The sequence below is a fragment of the Methylophaga pinxianii genome (assembly GCF_020447225.1).
Taxonomy (GTDB): domain Bacteria; phylum Pseudomonadota; class Gammaproteobacteria; order Nitrosococcales; family Methylophagaceae; genus Methylophaga; species Methylophaga pinxianii.
Map to the genome: position 1 here is coordinate 35,981 of NZ_JAJAEO010000182.1, position 16,324 is coordinate 52,304.

The following is a 16,324-nucleotide window of genomic DNA, read 5'->3' on the forward strand; positions in this document are numbered from 1 at the left end:
TTGTGTTATCTCATGCCCAGGTAGTTTTCTTTTTCAGCTTTGATTTGAGGAAATAACATGTCTTATCCCTTAACGAATCGCTCAGGACATCTATCCATATTGTTCAGCCACCTTGTTGCCATCATTTTGTTGATGCTTTCAAGTAGTCTTTATGCCTTTTCGCTCGATGATGTCGCGGAACAAGCGCAGGCATTGGTAAAACAGGACTATGTCAAACCTCAAAGCAATTTGCCTGATGAATTCAGTCAGATGCAATTTGCTGATTACATGAAGATCCAACCGAAAGCGGAAAAATTTCATTGGAGTGATCAGCAAACCCCATTCCGCCTGGCTTTTTATCATCAGGGTATGCACTTTAAAGTGCCGGTTAAGATAAATGAGATCCTGCCCAATGGCGTGACTGAAATTCAGTATGACCCGGAAAATTTTGCGTTTGGCGATTTAAGCTTTGACAAAGCCACAACGGCCAACCTGGGCTATGCCGGTTTTCGGGTGCTGTATCCGATTAACAAAGCAGATAAATACGATGAAATTATGAGCATTCTAGGCGCGAGTTATTTCAGAGTGATTGGTAAAGATCAGGTGTACGGCTTGTCTGGGCGCGGTATGAATATCGACACGGCGGTATCGGATGATATTGCCGAGGAGTTTCCGGAGTTTCGCGAGTTCTGGATTCAAAGGCCTCAACCTGGTGAAGATAATCTGGTGATTTATGCCTTGCTGGATTCGCCGAGTGCAACGGGAGCGTATCGCTTTAATTTACAGCCGGGCGCCGATACGTTGCTGGATGTCGACGCCAAGATCTATCTGCGTAAACAGGTTCATGAACTCGGACTGGCAACGCTCACCAGTATGTTTTTATATGATGGTCGTCAACCGCCAAGTCAGCATAATTTCCGCCCGCAAATTCATGATTCAAACGGGTTGGCCATTCATGCTGGCAACGGTGAGCGGATCTGGCGCCCCCTGAATAATCCCGATGGTGTATCTGTCAGTACCTGGCAGGTCGAAAACCCGAAAGGCTTTGGTTTACTGCAACGTGGCCGTGAGTTTTCGCGCTTTCAGGAGTTGGATGATTTATATCATTTACGCCCCAGTGGCTGGATTGAAACCAGAAGTGATTGGGGTAAAGGCCGTATTAAATTGATTGAATACCGTACGGCGGATGAGACCAATGACAATATCGGTGCTTTCTGGATTCCGGATAATCTTCCACCGCTGGGGGAACCGCTAGAACTATCATATCGAATTCATTGGACACTGGATGAAGCCTCATTGACTGACCCCAATATTGCCTGGGTGTCACAAACATTACGTTCTGCAGGTGAAGACAAACAAGCCAATCTGATCCGTGATTTGGATGAAACCATATTATTGCAGGTGGATTTTGAAGGACCAGTATTGACCGAGCGTGGTGAACATAAGGTTCCAGCAACCCAAATCAGTATCAGCGAGCATGCCGAAATTTTGAGCAGCCACTTGCGTTATAACCCGGCTACCAAAGGCTGGCGTTTAATTATGCGTACGCAGATTCATGATCCTAACCAAGTGGTGGAAATGCGTGCTGCTCTGGTGGACGAAAATCAGCAACCCTTATCCGAAACCTGGAGTTATCAGATCCCTGTTGGTTATGCTGTAACCCGCTGAAAAAGGAAGACAAGGTTCAGCTCGGCACAGACAAGTGATTTGTTTTACGGCCAATAAGTTTGCGCTAACAAAAACAATCACTTGTCTGTACTCTGCGCGCTAAAAAGCGTATGCTGTGCGCCCTTTATCAATAACTGATTTTATGGCCGGAAAACTTTTTATCAGAACCTTTGGTTGCCAGATGAACGAGTACGACTCGAACAAGATGGCCGAAGTGCTTGCTGCGTCACATCAATTGGAAACCACCGACATCGCTGAAGAGGCCGATGTACTGTTGTTGAATACATGTTCGATCCGTGAAAAAGCCCAGGAAAAAGTTTTCCATCAACTGGGCCGCTGGAAGCGCTGGAAAGATAAAAAACCGCATCTGGTGATTGGCGTTGGCGGTTGTGTTGCCAGCCAGGAAGGTGAAGCGATTCGTAAACGTGCGCCGTATGTGGATCTGATTTTTGGGCCACAAACCCTGCATCGTCTGCCCACCATGTTGGATGACGTCCGGAAAAATAATAAACCGGAAATTGATATCTCCTTTCCGGAAATCGAAAAGTTCGACAACCTGCCTGCCCCGAAAGCCGATGGCCCGACAGCGTTTGTCTCTATTATGGAAGGTTGCAGCAAGTACTGTACCTTCTGCGTCGTACCTTACACCCGGGGTGAAGAAGTGAGTCGCCCGGTTGGTGCTGTATTACGTGAAATTCGGCAGCTGGCTGCGCAGGGTGTACGTGAAGTCAATCTGTTAGGACAAAATGTAAATTCCTATCGCGGTATTATTGAAGATGATGAAACTGCTGATCTGGCGTTATTGATTCACTATGTCGCGGCAATTGAAGGTATTGAGCGAATTCGCTTTACTACTTCACATCCGGTGGAGTTTTCCGATTCATTGATTGAGGCGTTTGCCGAAGTCCCGGAATTGGTCAATCACCTGCATTTGCCAGTGCAGTCAGGGTCTGATCGCATTCTGGCGATGATGAAACGTGGTCACACTGTTGCACAATATATTGAGAAAATTGAACGGGTGAAAAAAATCCGCCCCAACCTCAGCCTGTCGAGTGATTTTATTGTCGGATTTCCAAACGAGACGGAAGATGACTTTAATGCCACCATGGCATTGATCAATCAAATCGGTTTTGATCATTCTTTCAGCTTTATTTATAGCGCACGTCCTGGTACACCGGCCGCGATGTTTAACGATTCAGTGTCTGATGAAGAGAAAAAACATCGTCTACAAATCATGCAGGATCGGTTGCGTGAACTGGAAGATGCCGTGAGTGATTCGATGATCGGGACGGTGCAACGAGTATTGGTCGAGCGGGCCGCTCACCGAGATGCGGCCGAAATTGCCGGCAGAACTGAAAATAATCGGGTAGTCAATTTCCCCGGTGATATGGCGCTGGTGGGCAAGTTTGTCGACGTGCGAATTACTGAAGCGCACACCAACTCCTTGCGAGGAGAACTTCTTGCTGATAGCGTTATCCTCTAACTCCTTTTTGGAATCTAATTTGTGGTCACTCCAGCTGTAACAGTTGACACGATAAGCTTTGAATTAAGTCCTGCGGACAATCCCCGTTTAGCTAACCTTTGCGGTCATCTGGATGAGCATATCCGGATGATGGAGCGTGGCTTTGGTGTCGAAATTAATAATCGCGGTGGAAAGTTTCAGATCATTGGCAAGCCGGATATTCTGACGGAAGTACAAGATGTTATTCATGCGCTGTACGCCGACACTGCTCAAACTGTTTTGGAACCGGAACAGGTTCATCTGGCGATTCGTGAATCTGGTGGTACCGACACGACGGGTTTTGAAGAAGAAAAAGAAGTCACCATCAAAACCAAGCGTGGACTGATTAAAGCGCGTGGTGAAAATCAACAAGCCTATCTGCGTCGGGTGATGACGCATGACATCAATTTTGGTGTTGGACCTGCCGGTACCGGTAAAACCTATCTGGCCGTGGCCTGTGCAGTGGAAGCACTGGAACGTGATTTTGCCAGACGTATTGTGCTGGTCAGACCGGCTGTTGAAGCGGGTGAGCGACTGGGTTTTTTGCCTGGCGATTTGGCTCAGAAAGTGGATCCGTATTTACGACCATTGTTTGATGCGCTCTACGAAATGCTGGGATTTGAAAAAGTTGCCAAACTGATTGAGCGCAATGTGATTGAAGTCGCTCCGCTGGCCTATATGCGCGGACGAACTTTGAATGAATCATTTATCATTCTTGATGAAGCGCAGAACACAACAGTTGAGCAGATGAAAATGTTTCTGACTCGACTGGGCTATAACTCGACCGCAGTTATCACCGGCGATATTACCCAGGTGGATTTACCGGGATCGGTACGTTCTGGTTTGCGACATGCAATTGAAGTCTTAAAAGATGTCGAAGGCATAGGGTTTACTTTCTTCCAGGCCAAGGACGTTGTGCGTCATTCTCTGGTACAGAAAGTCATCCAGGCTTATGAAAAGGCTGAAACAAAGTCGTGAACGTCATTATTGATTTGCAGCAGGCGACTGATGCAGATGTGCCATCTGAACAACAATTTCAACTCTGGGCCAGTGCCGCACTGGAGAAAGTCAATGAAGACTGTGAGCTCAGTATTCGTTTAGTCGATGAAGCAGAAAGTGCCGAATTGAATAATGATTACCGTGGCAAAAATGTCCCCACCAATGTTTTATCTTTTCCTTTTGAGTCACCAGTACCGTTAGAACCTATGTTGTTAGGTGACCTGGTTTTGTGTGTGCCAGTGGTTGAGCGCGAAGCGGTGGAACAACATAAAACTCTTGACGATCATTGGGCCCATTTAATTGTGCATGGCTGCTTGCATTTACTCGGTTATGATCATATTGAAGATGATGAAGCCGAAGAAATGGAAGCATTGGAAATCCGTATTTTAGCAAAGCTTGATATCAAAAATCCTTATATAGAGCAGAGGGTTACATCATGAGTGAGGGACGACCGAGTCGCTCAGACAGTCCAGTTTCCTGGGTGAGAAAATTAAGTAATTTGTTTCTGGAGCCAAAAGACCAGGAACAACTGATCGAACTATTACGCAATGCTTCCGAACGACATATTCTGGATGCGGAAGCACTATCGATTGTTGAAGGCGCTCTGAGCGTTTCTCAGATGCAGGCCCGCGACATCATGATCCCACGATCCCAAGTGGTGATGGTCTCCAGAGATGCGCCACCGGAAGAAACGCTTAAGCTGGTGACAGAAACCTCGCATTCACGTTTTCCGGTGATTGACGATGATCGTGATGATGTTATTGGTATTTTGCTTGCCAAGGACTTACTGTCCGCAGTAGTCAGTACAGGTGAGTTTAATTTTGATTTGCGGGAGCTGCTTCGTCCTGCGGTATTTATTCCGGAAAGCAAGCGATTAAATGTACTGTTACGTGAATTCCGTGCCCGTCGTAATCATATGGCCATCGTTGTAGATGAATATGGCGGCGTGGCCGGCATGATTACCATCGAAAATGTCTTGGAACAGATAGTTGGTGAGATTGAAGACGAACATGACGTGGATGATGATGCACCGATTTTACAACGTGATGAAAATACGTTCACGGTAAAGGCTTTAACCCCGGTCGAAGATTTTAACGAATATTTCGAGACCGATTGGAGTGATGATGATTTTGATACCGTCGGTGGTCATGTGGTGAATCAGTTTGGTCACTTGCCGGGTCGAAGTGAGCAAGTCACTATCGGGCAGTTTGAGTTTACGGTGTTACGAGCAGATAAACGTCGTGTGCATTTGTTACGCATGGTGAAATTACCTGAAGTTACTGACAGCGATAGCGAAACAGAATAATGACAAACCCGGGGCAGAATGCTTGGCAAGGTGCATTGGGTAGCTGGGCGGCATTAGTTGCGGGTGCCATCCTGCCATTCAGCTTGGCGCCTTTCCATTTTTATCCATTAGCGGTATTTAGTCTGCTGATGCTGTTTTTAAGCTGGCAAAACGTCACACCAAGACAAGCATTCTGGCGGGGCAGTTTGTTTGGTACAGGGATGTTTGGCGTCGGGGTTTCCTGGGTATACGTTGCCATCCATGTATTTGGACAAGCCAGTGTCTTGCTTGCCGGCATGCTGACGGCTTTGTTTGTTATCGCCTTAGGTTTGATGGTTGGCGTATTGGGCTGGCTTTTAAAACGCCTGTCCGGCCCGGTGTTTTCTGCTAAAGATTTTCTGATATTACTGCCGATTGGCTGGCTGCTATTTGAGTGGTTTAAAGCCTGGTTCCTGACGGGATTCCCCTGGCTGGAATTGGGCACTGGCCAAATTGAAGGTCCGCTGGCGGGTGTGATTCCGTTAATCGGCGTGCATGGGGCTTCCTGGCTGGTTGCACTTACCGCTGGTAGCCTGGCCGTCTCCCTCTGTTGGCGTAAATGGTCATTCTTGTTATTGCCACTGGTGATATGGAGCGGGGGGTATGCCTTGAAATCCATTGAGTGGACCCAACCCACCGGTGAGCCAATAAAGGCTGCTTTGGTACAGGGCAATGTACCCCAGGAAATTAAATGGGATCCCCAGCAGCTTCGTAACACATTGCAGTTATATGCAGATCTCAGCCGTGAGAACTGGGATGCAGATGTCATCGTCTGGCCGGAAAATGCTGCCACTGCGTTTTATCATCAAATTGCTGAAGGCTACCTGACACCGCTTGGTCAAGAAGCACGCTCCCGAAACACCGATATCATTCTGGGATTACCCGTACTGGATGAGAACGGTGAAGATTATTACAACAGTATGGTCAGTCTGACCGAAACGCCGGTTTTTTATCACAAACGCCATCTGGTGCCTTTTGGAGATTATGTTCCTTTTGAAACATTACGCGGCCTGATTAAATTCTTTGATTTACCCATGTCCGGCTTTGTACCCGGTACTACAGGTCAGCCACAAATGATGCTGGCGGGGCAACCGGTCGGGGTTTCAATTTGTTATGAAGATGCCTTTTCGTCTGAGATACTTGATACCGTGCCTGCAGCGACTTTGTTAATTAATGCCACAAACAATGCCTGGTATGGCGATTCATTTGCTCCGCATCAGCACTTGCAGATTTCCAGAAGCCGGGGATTAGAGACGGGGAGACCGATACTTCGTGTGACGACCAATGGCATTTCCGCCTTCATTGATCATAAAGGGAAAATCCTGCAAAAAAGTCCACAATTTGAACTGGCGGTTCTTACCGGAGATATACAAGCTCGCAACGGTAGCACGCCCTATGTTCGTTTTGGACAATGGCCATTATTGATCGTCATTTTGTTGTTACTGATTGGCTGGGCGTATGGTCAGTTTCTTTATCGTCGACACGAGCCGTAACCCGCCATGCAATTAATGACCATACAGCGCATTTTGGGCATTTTACTGAGCTTGTTCAGTATTACCATGCTACCTGCTGTGCTGGTGTCATGGTGGTTTGATGATGGTGCTGCCACAGCATTTCTGACAGCCTTTTTGATTTTGGTCAGTACGGGGTTATTATTGTGGCTGCCAGCACGTAATCATCGAAAAGAGTTGAAGATCCGTGACGGGTTCATCGTCGTGGTGATGTTCTGGATTGCGCTGGGCTTTTCCGGGGCATTGCCGTTTTATCTGACAGAATCACCCAAGATGAGTATTACCGATGCGGTGTTTGAGTCGATGTCGGGATTAACTACGACGGGGGCCACGGTATTGGTCGGACTGGACACCTTACCTGAAGCCGTCTTGTTCTATCGACAATTCCTGCAATGGTTGGGCGGTATGGGGATCGTTGTTTTAGCGGTGGCTATTCTGCCGTTATTAGGGGTCGGTGGTATGCAGCTGTATCGTGCAGAAACCCCGGGCCCTATGAAAGATGCCAAATTAACGCCACGTATCACTGAAACGGCAAAGGCACTTTGGTATATCTACTTAAGTTTAACGATTGCTTGCGCCATCGCTTATTACTGGGCGGGAATGTCATGGTTTGATGCTATTGGTCATAGTTTCTCGACTGTCGCCATTGGCGGTTTTTCCACGCATGATGCCAGTATGGGCTTCTTTAACAGCGCGACAATTGAGATGATTGCTGTGGCGTTCATGCTGATCTCGGCGATGAACTTTTCATTGCATTTTCTGGCCTGGCGACATCGCAGTCTGATGCATTACTTACGCGACTCTGAGCTGAAAGTTTTCCTGGGCATTATGTTCATTATTTCATTAATTACCTCGACTTATCTTTATTTTACGGGGACTTTTGATGATGGCTGGACCTCAGCCCACCATGGCATTTTTCAGGCTGTTTCCATTGGAACCACCGCCGGTTTTACCACCACAGATTATTATTTATGGCCCGGGTTTTTACCGATTTTATTGTTGATGACCAGTTATATCGGCGGGTGTGCATTCTCGACGGGTGGAGGCATTAAAGTTATCCGAGTCATGCTGCTGTTCAAGCAGGGGTATCGTGAGGTCTTGCGTCTCATCCATCCCAATGCGGTATTTGCTATCAAAGTTAATGGCAAGGCGTTACCAGCAAAAATCGTTGGTGCGGTGTGGGGGTTCTTTGCCCTTTATGTGTTCTGTTTTAGCATTATGCATCTATTATTGATGGCAACCGGTCTGGATGTGGTGACCTCGTTCTCAGCGGTTACTGCCTGTTTGAATAATCTTGGCCCAGGCCTGGGTGATGTGGGGGCTAATTTTGGGCAGATCAATGCGCCGTCAAAATGGATATTATGCGTGGCTATGTTATTGGGACGGCTTGAAATCTTCACTTTGTTAGTTGTACTGACTCCTGCATTCTGGCGTCGATAATGACAGATAGTAAGCAAAAGTGGAACAAGCGTTATCAAGCTGATGTCGTGGTTTATCCTGAGCCAGCAAGGGTTCTTACGCAAAACCAGCATTTACTTCCCCGTCAGGGGCGTGCACTGGATCTGGCTTGTGGACTGGGTGCTAATGCATTGTTACTGGCAAGTCTTGGTTTGCAGGCGCATGCCTGGGATATTAGCAATGAAGCATTAGTAAAATTGAGTGCAGAAGCTCAACGTCGGCAATTGGAAATGTTGACCGAACAGAGAGATGTCACTGTAGCACCACCTGGGGCAAATACGTTTGATGTGATTGTTATCAGTCATTTTCTGGAGCGACAAATCTGCCCGGATATCGCCAATGCTGTAAAACCGAATGGCTTGGTTTTTTATCAAACCTATTGTCGCGATAAGGTTGATAACAAGGGGCCGCAAAATCCAGAGTTTTTATTAGCAGATAATGAACTGTTGCAATTGTTTGATGGTCTCAAAATACGTGTTTATCGCGAAGAATCTCTACTCGGGGATACAGGACATGGCTGGCGAAACCAGGCGATGCTGGTTGCTCAAAAGTCGTAATAAAAATAAATACTTATTTAAGGCTTGCTGAATGGCGGGCGGATCAGTAGAATTATGCGGTTCAGAAAGGGCAAACATATAAAGTATGTTTGTCGGGCAAACATTATTATTGGCGAGAACAGATATGAAAGCGGATATCCATCCAGATTATAGCGAAATTAACGTTACTTGTAGTTGTGGTAACAGCTTCAAAACCCGTTCAACACGCGGCAATGACCTGACGCTGGATGTATGCTCAGAATGTCATCCGTTCTACACCGGCAAACAGAAAATGCTGGATAGCGCCGGTCGTGTTGATAAATTCCGTCAAAAATACGGAAAATAATCTTCCGGGTTACAAGCCGAAGGTAATGATGAATATCATCAACATGACATACAAAAGCCTCTGTCGATTGACAGGGGCTTTGTTGTTTCTGGGACTTGTTTCTGGTTGTGCACAAAACCCCGTGACCGGTGGTCATGACTTTGTCATGTTCAGTGAAAGCGCTGAACTGGAAATGGGGCGAACTTACCATCCACAGATCATTAAAGAATATGGGCTTTATGAAGATGAAGCGCTACAAAGATATGTTCAGGATGTGGGGCAAAGACTAGCTGCTATTAGTCATCGTGATGATCTGGTCTATCGTTTTACCATTTTAGACTCGCCGGTAATCAATGCTTTTGCGTTACCTGGCGGGTACATTTATATCACGCGCGGCATGATGTCCTACCTCAACTCTGAAGCGGAGTTGGCAGCGGTATTGGGGCACGAAATAGGACATGTTACGGCCAGACATGGAGTGCGTCAGCAAAGTGCCTCACAGGCGGCTAATCTCGGGTACACCCTCGGCGCAATTTTATTACCTGGATTACGGACTGCCGGCGCCCAGGATTTATTTAATGTTTTTGGTGGAGCGCTGCTGAGTGGCTATGGTCGTGAACATGAATTAGAGTCAGATAGACTGGGAGCTGAATATCTGGCGCGTGCCGGATATGATCCGCAGGCGATGATTGAAGTCATTGGAGTGTTAAAAGATCAGGCCACATTTGCGTCAGCCGAAGCGAAAAAGCAAGGTCAGGAAGCGCAAGGTTATCATGGTTTGTTTGCCAGCCATCCCGACAATGACACCCGTTTGCAGGAAGTCGTCAAAGCTGCAGATAAGTATAAAACCACTGCTGGCGGTGAAGAAGGCGTAGAGCAATATCTGAAGCGTATTGATGGCATGGTGTTTGGTGATAGCGAATCCCAGGGGATTCGTTCCGGCAGAAATTTTTATCATGGCGACATGCAGTTTGCATTGAGTTTTCCTGCAAATTGGCATATTCAAAATAATCCAACCAGTCTACGTGGTGTTGCGCCAGAAGGTTTAGCCATCATTGAAATGGGCGCCGCCGATCTTAATCGCAAACAGACCCCTGCCGAATTTATTCAGGATCGGTTGAATATTAATGATCTGCAAAACGGTGAACCATTTTCTACCAATGGTCTTGAGGGATATACCGGATTGGCAGTAGCTGAGGGCAAACCAGTTCGTGTTGCTGTTATCTATTTACGTGAACAGGCTTATATTTTTATTGCTACTACGAAGGCAGCGGGTGACTTCAAGACTTTTGATGCGAACTTCCGTCAAACAGTGATGAGTTTTCATGCGCTTCGTGAGGACGAAAAACATCTTGCTAAAGCTCAACGTATTGAAGTCGTTCGGGTTGGCAGTGGCGACAGTTATGCCAGCTGGGCAGCAAACACTCGAATCAGTAACAGCCCCATACAACAGTTACGGTTATTGAATGGTGACTATCCCAATGCTGAGTTAGAACCTGGACAATGGGCGAAACGTATTCGTTAAGGGATTATCGAATGCGGCTTTTAGCTCATTTATAATTGTGCTCTAATTCCATCTTCTACCCGGAAACTTGTGTTATCCGGAAAGGCGTAACTCTTTAAAACAGCTCGATAAGTGAATCATCCTGATTCTGTGTAGCACCCGGGCCACTGCCGCCACGCATCGTTGGCACATTATCTTTGTGGAATGTCTCGTAAATAGCATTGGTGTCGCCTGGACGTGCCAATAGTCCGGTTTCGGGATCGATGCGAACGGTGACCATGTCTACAGGTTGAATAAAGTCTTTTTCAGGCTGATCTTCAAGCGCGACACGCATAAAATCAATCCACATTGGTAAGGCGGCTCTTCCACCTGTTTCGTACCGACCCAATGTACGCGGGTTATCAAATCCGACCCAGCCAATGCCGACTAAATCCGGTGTGTAACCATTAAACCAGGCATCAAGTTGATCATTGGTGGTTCCGGTTTTTCCGGCCAAGTCATTCCGGTTTAAACTTAACGCCTGACGACCAGTACCGTACTTCACAACATCCCTTAACATACTGTTCACAATATAGGCATTTTGCGGTGTGATCACTTGTGGAGCAGGCGTAAAGCCTAATAGTTCAGACTGCATGATTGCTTCTTCTTCACTCATCTCCAGAGCAGCCATTGCACAACTGTCACAGACTTTTTTTGGCTTAGTCTGCATCAGGATTTCGCCGGCGGTATTTTCAACTCGAGAGATAACATAGGGATCTATTAAGTGACCGCCATTAGCGAGCGTGGCATAAGCGCGGGCCATGTCTAAAGGTGCCGCGTTACCACTTCCCAAGGCGATGGAGAGATTGGGGGGAACTTGCTCAGGTTTGAAACCAAACCGCTGAACGTAATCCACAGTATAGGGAATACCGATATCTCTTAACAGACGGATAGAAACTAAATTTCGTGAGTGGGTGAGAGCTTCTCTCAAACGGGTCGGGCCAAAAAAACGTCCACTGTAATTTTCAGGACGCCATACATTTTCCAGACCCGGATCATCAAACACTACTGGTGCATCATTTACAACGGTGGCAGCGGTATAGCCCTTTTCCAATGCTGCTGAGTACACAAAGGGTTTGAAACCTGATCCAGGTTGACGTTTGGATTGAGTGACACGATTGAATTTATTTTGAAAGAAATCAAAGCCACCCTGTAGCGAGGTAATTGCCCCATCTTCAGGCGCCAAAGAGACAAATGCAGCTTGTGCTTCCGGTATTTGGGTCAGTTGCCAGGCATCTTCTTCTAATGCTCGCAGGTAGATAATATCGCCTACCGCCAAAACGTCAGAAATGGTTTGCGGCTTTTTACCCATACTATTGGCGCTGAGTTGCGGTTGTGCCCAGTCTACTGCTGTAAAAGGTAATTCAATTTGGCCATGGCGTTTTACAAATACCTGAGCCGTATTGTTTTCAATACTCAACACCAACGCAGGACTGATAGAGCCAATTATTGCAAAATCTTTCAGGTGAAGTTCTGAAGCTGCCAAATCCGGTAATTCACTTAAATCAACTTTGGCTGCGGGGCCCCGATAACCATGGCGTTTGTCATATGCTAACAATGCATCTTGCAATGCTTTCGTTGCTGCCTGCTGATGTTTGGCTTTGATGGTGGTGTATACACGAAGACCCTTTTCATAGGATTCTTCACCATACTCAGCAACCAAGTAGGTTCGCACCATCTCTGCAACATAAGGAGCATAGACCTCTATTTCCCTTCCATGATAGCGTGCACTTACTTCTTCTTTTACCGCTTCCTGATATTCAGACTGTGAAATATAGCCCACATCCAGCATACGCCTCAAAACATAATTTCGACGATCCAGTGCTCTTTCAGGTGAGGTAATCGGGTTGGTGGTGGAGGGGGCTTTTGGCAATCCGGCGATGGTAGCCATTTGTGCCAGCGTTAAATCTTCCAACTTTTTTCCATAGTAGACTTCAGCTGCTGCGCCCACACCATAGGAACGATGACCGAGAAATATTTTATTCAGATATAACGCCAGAATTTCTTCTTTGGTCAGGGTGTTTTCAATTTCCAGAGACAGAATAATTTCATTGATTTTGCGTAAATAGGTTTTTTCGTTACTGAGAAAAAAGTTACGTGCCACCTGCATGGTAATGGTGCTGCCGCCTTGTGCCTTTTCTCCTGTAAGCGCTAAGGAGTATGCGGCGCGAATCAGACCCTGATAATCGACGCCAGGATGCTCAAAAAAGCGGTCATCTTCTGCGGCAAGAAAAGCTTCAATAAGCTTTGGAGGAATGTTTTCATAGGTGACAGGAATACGGCGTTTTTCACCGAACTCAGCCATCAGCAGGCCTTCTTCACTAAAAATACGTAAGGGTATTTGTAACTGAACCGTGCGTAATGATTCAGCATCTGGGAGTTTGGGTGAAAGAAACAGGTAGGCTACAGCGACGAACAGCAGTCCAGCTATAAAAAAGGTAAAGCCCCATATGAAAAGGCGTGACACAAGTCGCGACATTGGATTATTTCGTTCGCATAAATTAAAACCGTAGAGTATATATAAACCACGTAATAATGCCAGTTAATGCAATTTTGGGAAATCGTCACATTTTAGTTGTTGACATCCTGGCAATTGTTAATAAACTACTTTAACTTACAAAGATAAGTGTACTTCACACATCATTTCGATGGAATTGGGGCGATGCATGTTTGGACGTAAAAAATCCCCTTTACTAGGGATAGACATCAGTTCTTCAGTAGTGAAGCTGTTGGAACTCAATAAACGGGGTGATCGCTACACCGTTGAATCCTATGCGGTCGAGCCATTACCTGTAAATGCTGTGGTCGAAGGTCGTATTGAAAACAGTGACGAAGTGGCTGGTGCGATAAAGCGTGCAGTGAAACGTTCCGGTACCAAATCGAGAGACGCCGCTGTAGCCGTTTCGGCAAATTCAGCCATTACCAAAGTGGTTTCTTTTCCTGCTTCTATATCGGAACGCGATATGGAAGAGAATGTGATGCTGGAAGCTGAAAATTATATTCCTTATCCACTTGACGAAGTCCGGCTCGACTTTGAAATTTTGGGTCCATCTGCTGCGGATGCTGATGCCGTCGATGTTTTGTTAGCCGCTTCACGCCGAGAAAATGTTGATGCACGAACAGCCGTATTGGAAAAAGCAGGCTTAAAGCCACGCTTAGTTGATGTGGAAGCCTACACCGTAGAAAATGCATTTTCATTAATTGCCAGACAATTACCCAATCAAGGTAATGGTTTAACCGTTGCTGTGGCTGATGTCGGTGCTAACGTCACCACGCTGCATGTTTTGGTAAATGGCAAAATTGTGTTCACACGTGAGCAAACCTTTGGTGGCCGAATGCTGACCGAAGATATCGAACGTTATTACGGCATGTCTTATCAGGAAGCTGGCCGTGCCAAAAAAGATGGCAGTCTGCCCGACGATTATCTTCCAAAAGTACTTGAGCCGTTTAAACGTTCCATGGCGGTTACTATCACGCGAGCCCTGCAATTTTTCTTTTCTGCTTCCAGCCAATATCAATCAATTGATCACATCATTCTTGCCGGTGGTTGTGCCTCAATTGAAGGTGTCGATCAGATTGTCGAGGCAGAGACGGGCACATCAACATCGGTAGCCAATCCCTTCACTGATATGGCCCTAGGCTCACGAGTGAAAGTTCAGGCATTAAGTAATGATGCCCCATCCATGATGATAGCGTGTGGGCTGGCCATGAGGAGCTTTGACTAATGGCACATATCAATCTACTGCCATGGCGTGAAGAAAAACGTCAGGAAAGACAGCAACAGTTTTATGTTGCGATGGGGATCACCCTGGCATTTGCAATTGTGGTTTTTTATATCATCACCAGCTATATGAACGGGCTGCTGGACGAGCAAACTCAGCGTAATACTTATCTGCAACAGGAAATTGCCAAATTAGATATTCAAATCAAGGAAATTCAAGACCTTGAGAAAAAACGGGATCGTTTATTAGCCAGAATGCAGGTCATTCAGGATTTACAACAAAGCCGTCCTAAAGTAGTGAAAGTGTTCGATTCTCTGGTGAGAACTGTTCCTGAAGGAATTCATCTTCAAGTTTTAAGCCGAGAGGGCGATAAATTAATTGTGCAGGGAGTGGCGCAGACCAATGCTCGAGTCTCGGTATTTATGAATCAACTTGATAATGATCCAGAGTTCAGTGAATCGAAGCTTCGTGTTGTGCAGCGTACATCCTCCCGTGATGATGCCATTCGTCAATTTACTTTGGAAGTGACAGAGTCCAAACCCGAAACGGATGAGGAGCAATAGTTGTGGATATCCCATCAGTTAATGATATTGATTTTAATGAAAGTGGCGAATGGCCGCTGATTGGAAAAATTGTTGCCGCGTTGCTGATCTGTGCGGTTATTTGGGGTGGGGGCTATTACTTTTTAATTAAAGATAAACGTGCTGAACTTGCGCGACTAGAGCAAACCGAAATCGAACTAAGAACCAGTTTTGAGATAAAACAGAGCAAAGCAGTCAATCTCGAGGCATACAAAGAACAGATGAAAGAGATGGAGGTGTCTTTTGCTTCCATGTTGCAACAATTGCCCAGAAAAAGCGAAGTAGCAGATCTGCTGGTTGATATCTCCCGTACCGGCTTGGTCAATGGGCTTGAGTTTGAGTTATTCAAACCCGAGGAAGAGCGTCCAATTGATTTTTATATCGAATTGCCCATTACCATGCGAGTAACAGGCTCTTACCATCAGTTTGCTGAATTTGTCAGTGGCATTGCCGCTTTACCTCGTATTGTGACGTTGCATAATTTCAAGATGGGACCTTTAACGACAGATGGCAATATGACCATGGATGTGACGGCCAAAACCTATCGTTACTTTGATGAGCAAGGGAAATGATACGGGTCATGAACATTACTATCACCTCTCAATCCTTCCTCCATAAGTTGTTGCTGATCTCAATGGCCATACTGCTGACAGCTTGTGATTCAAATAAAGATGATCTGCAAAATTATGTAGAAGAAGTAAAAGCCCGTCAGCAAGTCGATATTCCGCCAATTCCAGTTATGAAGCCCTATGAAAAATTCAGCTATGCTGCGGCTGATTTACGCGATCCATTTGTTCCAACTGTGATTGATGTGCCTGCTGAGCCTGAAACAGAACAAGAAATTGAAAATGGCATTACACCAAATGAAAACCGTATGAAAGAACTGTTAGAAAGTTATTCACTTTCTGATTTGCAATACGTCGGTACGTTAGAGCAAGACACACTTTGGGCATTGATTCGGGCACCCGACAGCACGATACATCGTGTGCAAGTGGGGAATTACATGGGGATGAACCATGGACAAATTATTGCGATCAACGAAACCTATCTGACATTAAAAGAGATCGTACCTGAAGGTAACGGCTATAACGAGCGTGAGACGACAGTATCCGTCGTAGAGATAAATTAAGGGCCAGAAAATGATGAGTAAATACGGAATGACAATCACACGGCGACA

General features: G+C 46.1%; 15 protein-coding genes. 14 read left to right on the forward strand and 1 reads right to left on the reverse strand.

What is annotated here, in order from left to right; all coding sequences use genetic code 11:
* Positions 1 to 57 precede the first annotated feature (57 nt).
* From LGT40_RS12325 to LGT40_RS12370, 10 genes are all read left to right on the forward strand, one after another.
* A complete protein-coding gene (locus tag LGT40_RS12325; protein ID WP_226072447.1) occupies positions 58 to 1,647 on the forward strand; it encodes a glucan biosynthesis protein G in 1,590 nt (529 codons plus the stop codon).
* 142 nt (positions 1,648 to 1,789) lie between these two features.
* Entirely contained in the window at positions 1,790 to 3,130 is a 1,341-nt protein-coding gene (gene miaB / locus LGT40_RS12330) for a tRNA (N6-isopentenyl adenosine(37)-C2)-methylthiotransferase MiaB (protein ID WP_226072444.1), read from the forward strand.
* A gap of 21 nt (positions 3,131 to 3,151) precedes the next feature.
* Positions 3,152 to 4,126 (forward strand): PhoH family protein, encoded by a 975-nt coding sequence (locus LGT40_RS12335; protein ID WP_226072428.1) that lies wholly within the window; start codon positions 3,152 to 3,154, stop codon positions 4,124 to 4,126.
* Complete coding sequence (gene ybeY, locus LGT40_RS12340; protein ID WP_226072425.1) at positions 4,123 to 4,587, forward strand: rRNA maturation RNase YbeY; 465 nt, start codon at positions 4,123 to 4,125, stop codon at positions 4,585 to 4,587. Before LGT40_RS12335 ends, ybeY begins: the two co-directional genes overlap by 4 nt.
* Complete coding sequence (locus tag LGT40_RS12345; protein ID WP_226072422.1) at positions 4,584 to 5,453, forward strand: CorC family transporter; 870 nt, start codon at positions 4,584 to 4,586, stop codon at positions 5,451 to 5,453. Before ybeY ends, LGT40_RS12345 begins: the two co-directional genes overlap by 4 nt.
* Positions 5,453 to 6,964, forward strand: coding sequence for an apolipoprotein N-acyltransferase (lnt, locus tag LGT40_RS12350; protein ID WP_226072420.1), 1,512 nt, complete (start codon positions 5,453 to 5,455; stop codon positions 6,962 to 6,964). The genes LGT40_RS12345 and lnt overlap by 1 nt, the downstream gene beginning before the upstream one ends.
* Before the next feature lie 6 nt (positions 6,965 to 6,970).
* Complete coding sequence (locus LGT40_RS12355; RefSeq protein WP_226072418.1) at positions 6,971 to 8,422, forward strand: TrkH family potassium uptake protein; 1,452 nt, start codon at positions 6,971 to 6,973, stop codon at positions 8,420 to 8,422.
* Positions 8,422 to 8,997, forward strand: coding sequence for a class I SAM-dependent methyltransferase (locus LGT40_RS12360; RefSeq protein WP_226072415.1), 576 nt, complete (start codon positions 8,422 to 8,424; stop codon positions 8,995 to 8,997). Before LGT40_RS12355 ends, LGT40_RS12360 begins: the two co-directional genes overlap by 1 nt.
* Before the next feature lie 124 nt (positions 8,998 to 9,121).
* A complete protein-coding gene (rpmE, locus tag LGT40_RS12365) occupies positions 9,122 to 9,322 on the forward strand; it encodes a 50S ribosomal protein L31 (RefSeq protein ID WP_014705308.1) in 201 nt (66 codons plus the stop codon).
* A 25-nt stretch (positions 9,323 to 9,347) separates the two neighbouring features.
* Positions 9,348 to 10,826, forward strand: a complete 1,479-nt coding sequence (locus LGT40_RS12370) for a M48 family metalloprotease (RefSeq protein WP_226072410.1) — start codon at positions 9,348 to 9,350, stop codon at positions 10,824 to 10,826.
* Between the two features lie 94 nt (positions 10,827 to 10,920).
* On the opposite strand, the gene LGT40_RS12375 is transcribed toward LGT40_RS12370, so the two are convergent.
* Positions 10,921 to 13,323 carry a penicillin-binding protein 1A gene (locus tag LGT40_RS12375; RefSeq protein ID WP_226072407.1) on the reverse strand — a complete coding sequence of 801 codons (2,403 nt, stop codon included), beginning with the start codon at positions 13,321 to 13,323 and terminating at the stop codon, positions 10,921 to 10,923.
* 187 nt (positions 13,324 to 13,510) lie between these two features.
* Here LGT40_RS12375 and LGT40_RS12380 point away from each other — a divergent pair, with 187 nt between their 5' ends.
* From LGT40_RS12380 to LGT40_RS12395, 4 genes are read left to right on the forward strand one after another with little or no spacing between them, the layout of a single operon-like run.
* Positions 13,511 to 14,569 carry a pilus assembly protein PilM gene (locus tag LGT40_RS12380; protein ID WP_226072404.1) on the forward strand — a complete coding sequence of 353 codons (1,059 nt, stop codon included), beginning with the start codon at positions 13,511 to 13,513 and terminating at the stop codon, positions 14,567 to 14,569.
* Positions 14,569 to 15,129 carry a PilN domain-containing protein gene (locus LGT40_RS12385; protein ID WP_226072402.1) on the forward strand — a complete coding sequence of 187 codons (561 nt, stop codon included), beginning with the start codon at positions 14,569 to 14,571 and terminating at the stop codon, positions 15,127 to 15,129. The genes LGT40_RS12380 and LGT40_RS12385 overlap by 1 nt, the downstream gene beginning before the upstream one ends.
* Positions 15,130 to 15,131: 2 nt before the next feature.
* Positions 15,132 to 15,719, forward strand: coding sequence for a type IV pilus inner membrane component PilO (locus tag LGT40_RS12390; protein WP_226072392.1), 588 nt, complete (start codon positions 15,132 to 15,134; stop codon positions 15,717 to 15,719).
* Positions 15,720 to 15,727: 8 nt separating this feature from the next.
* Positions 15,728 to 16,276 (forward strand): pilus assembly protein PilP, encoded by a 549-nt coding sequence (locus tag LGT40_RS12395; protein ID WP_226072389.1) that lies wholly within the window; start codon positions 15,728 to 15,730, stop codon positions 16,274 to 16,276.
* Positions 16,277 to 16,324 lie beyond the last annotated feature (48 nt).

Excerpts from the sequence above, each read along its gene's own strand:
- LGT40_RS12325 (WP_226072447.1), top strand. The coding sequence starts at position 58 with ATGTCTTATCCCTTAACGAATCGCTCAGGACATCTATCCATATTGTTC.
- miaB (WP_226072444.1), top strand. The coding sequence starts at position 1,790 with ATGGCCGGAAAACTTTTTATCAGAACCTTTGGTTGCCAGATGAACGAG.
- LGT40_RS12345 (WP_226072422.1), top strand. The coding sequence starts at position 4,584 with ATGAGTGAGGGACGACCGAGTCGCTCAGACAGTCCAGTTTCCTGGGTG.
- lnt (WP_226072420.1), top strand. The coding sequence starts at position 5,453 with ATGACAAACCCGGGGCAGAATGCTTGGCAAGGTGCATTGGGTAGCTGG.
- LGT40_RS12355 (WP_226072418.1), top strand. The coding sequence starts at position 6,971 with ATGCAATTAATGACCATACAGCGCATTTTGGGCATTTTACTGAGCTTG.
- LGT40_RS12360 (WP_226072415.1), top strand. The coding sequence starts at position 8,422 with ATGACAGATAGTAAGCAAAAGTGGAACAAGCGTTATCAAGCTGATGTC.
- rpmE (WP_014705308.1), top strand. The coding sequence starts at position 9,122 with ATGAAAGCGGATATCCATCCAGATTATAGCGAAATTAACGTTACTTGT.
- LGT40_RS12370 (WP_226072410.1), top strand. The coding sequence starts at position 9,348 with ATGATGAATATCATCAACATGACATACAAAAGCCTCTGTCGATTGACA.
- LGT40_RS12375 (WP_226072407.1), bottom strand. The coding sequence starts at position 13,323 with ATGTCGCGACTTGTGTCACGCCTTTTCATATGGGGCTTTACCTTTTTT.
- LGT40_RS12380 (WP_226072404.1), top strand. The coding sequence starts at position 13,511 with ATGTTTGGACGTAAAAAATCCCCTTTACTAGGGATAGACATCAGTTCT.
- LGT40_RS12385 (WP_226072402.1), top strand. The coding sequence starts at position 14,569 with ATGGCACATATCAATCTACTGCCATGGCGTGAAGAAAAACGTCAGGAA.
- LGT40_RS12395 (WP_226072389.1), top strand. The coding sequence starts at position 15,728 with ATGAACATTACTATCACCTCTCAATCCTTCCTCCATAAGTTGTTGCTG.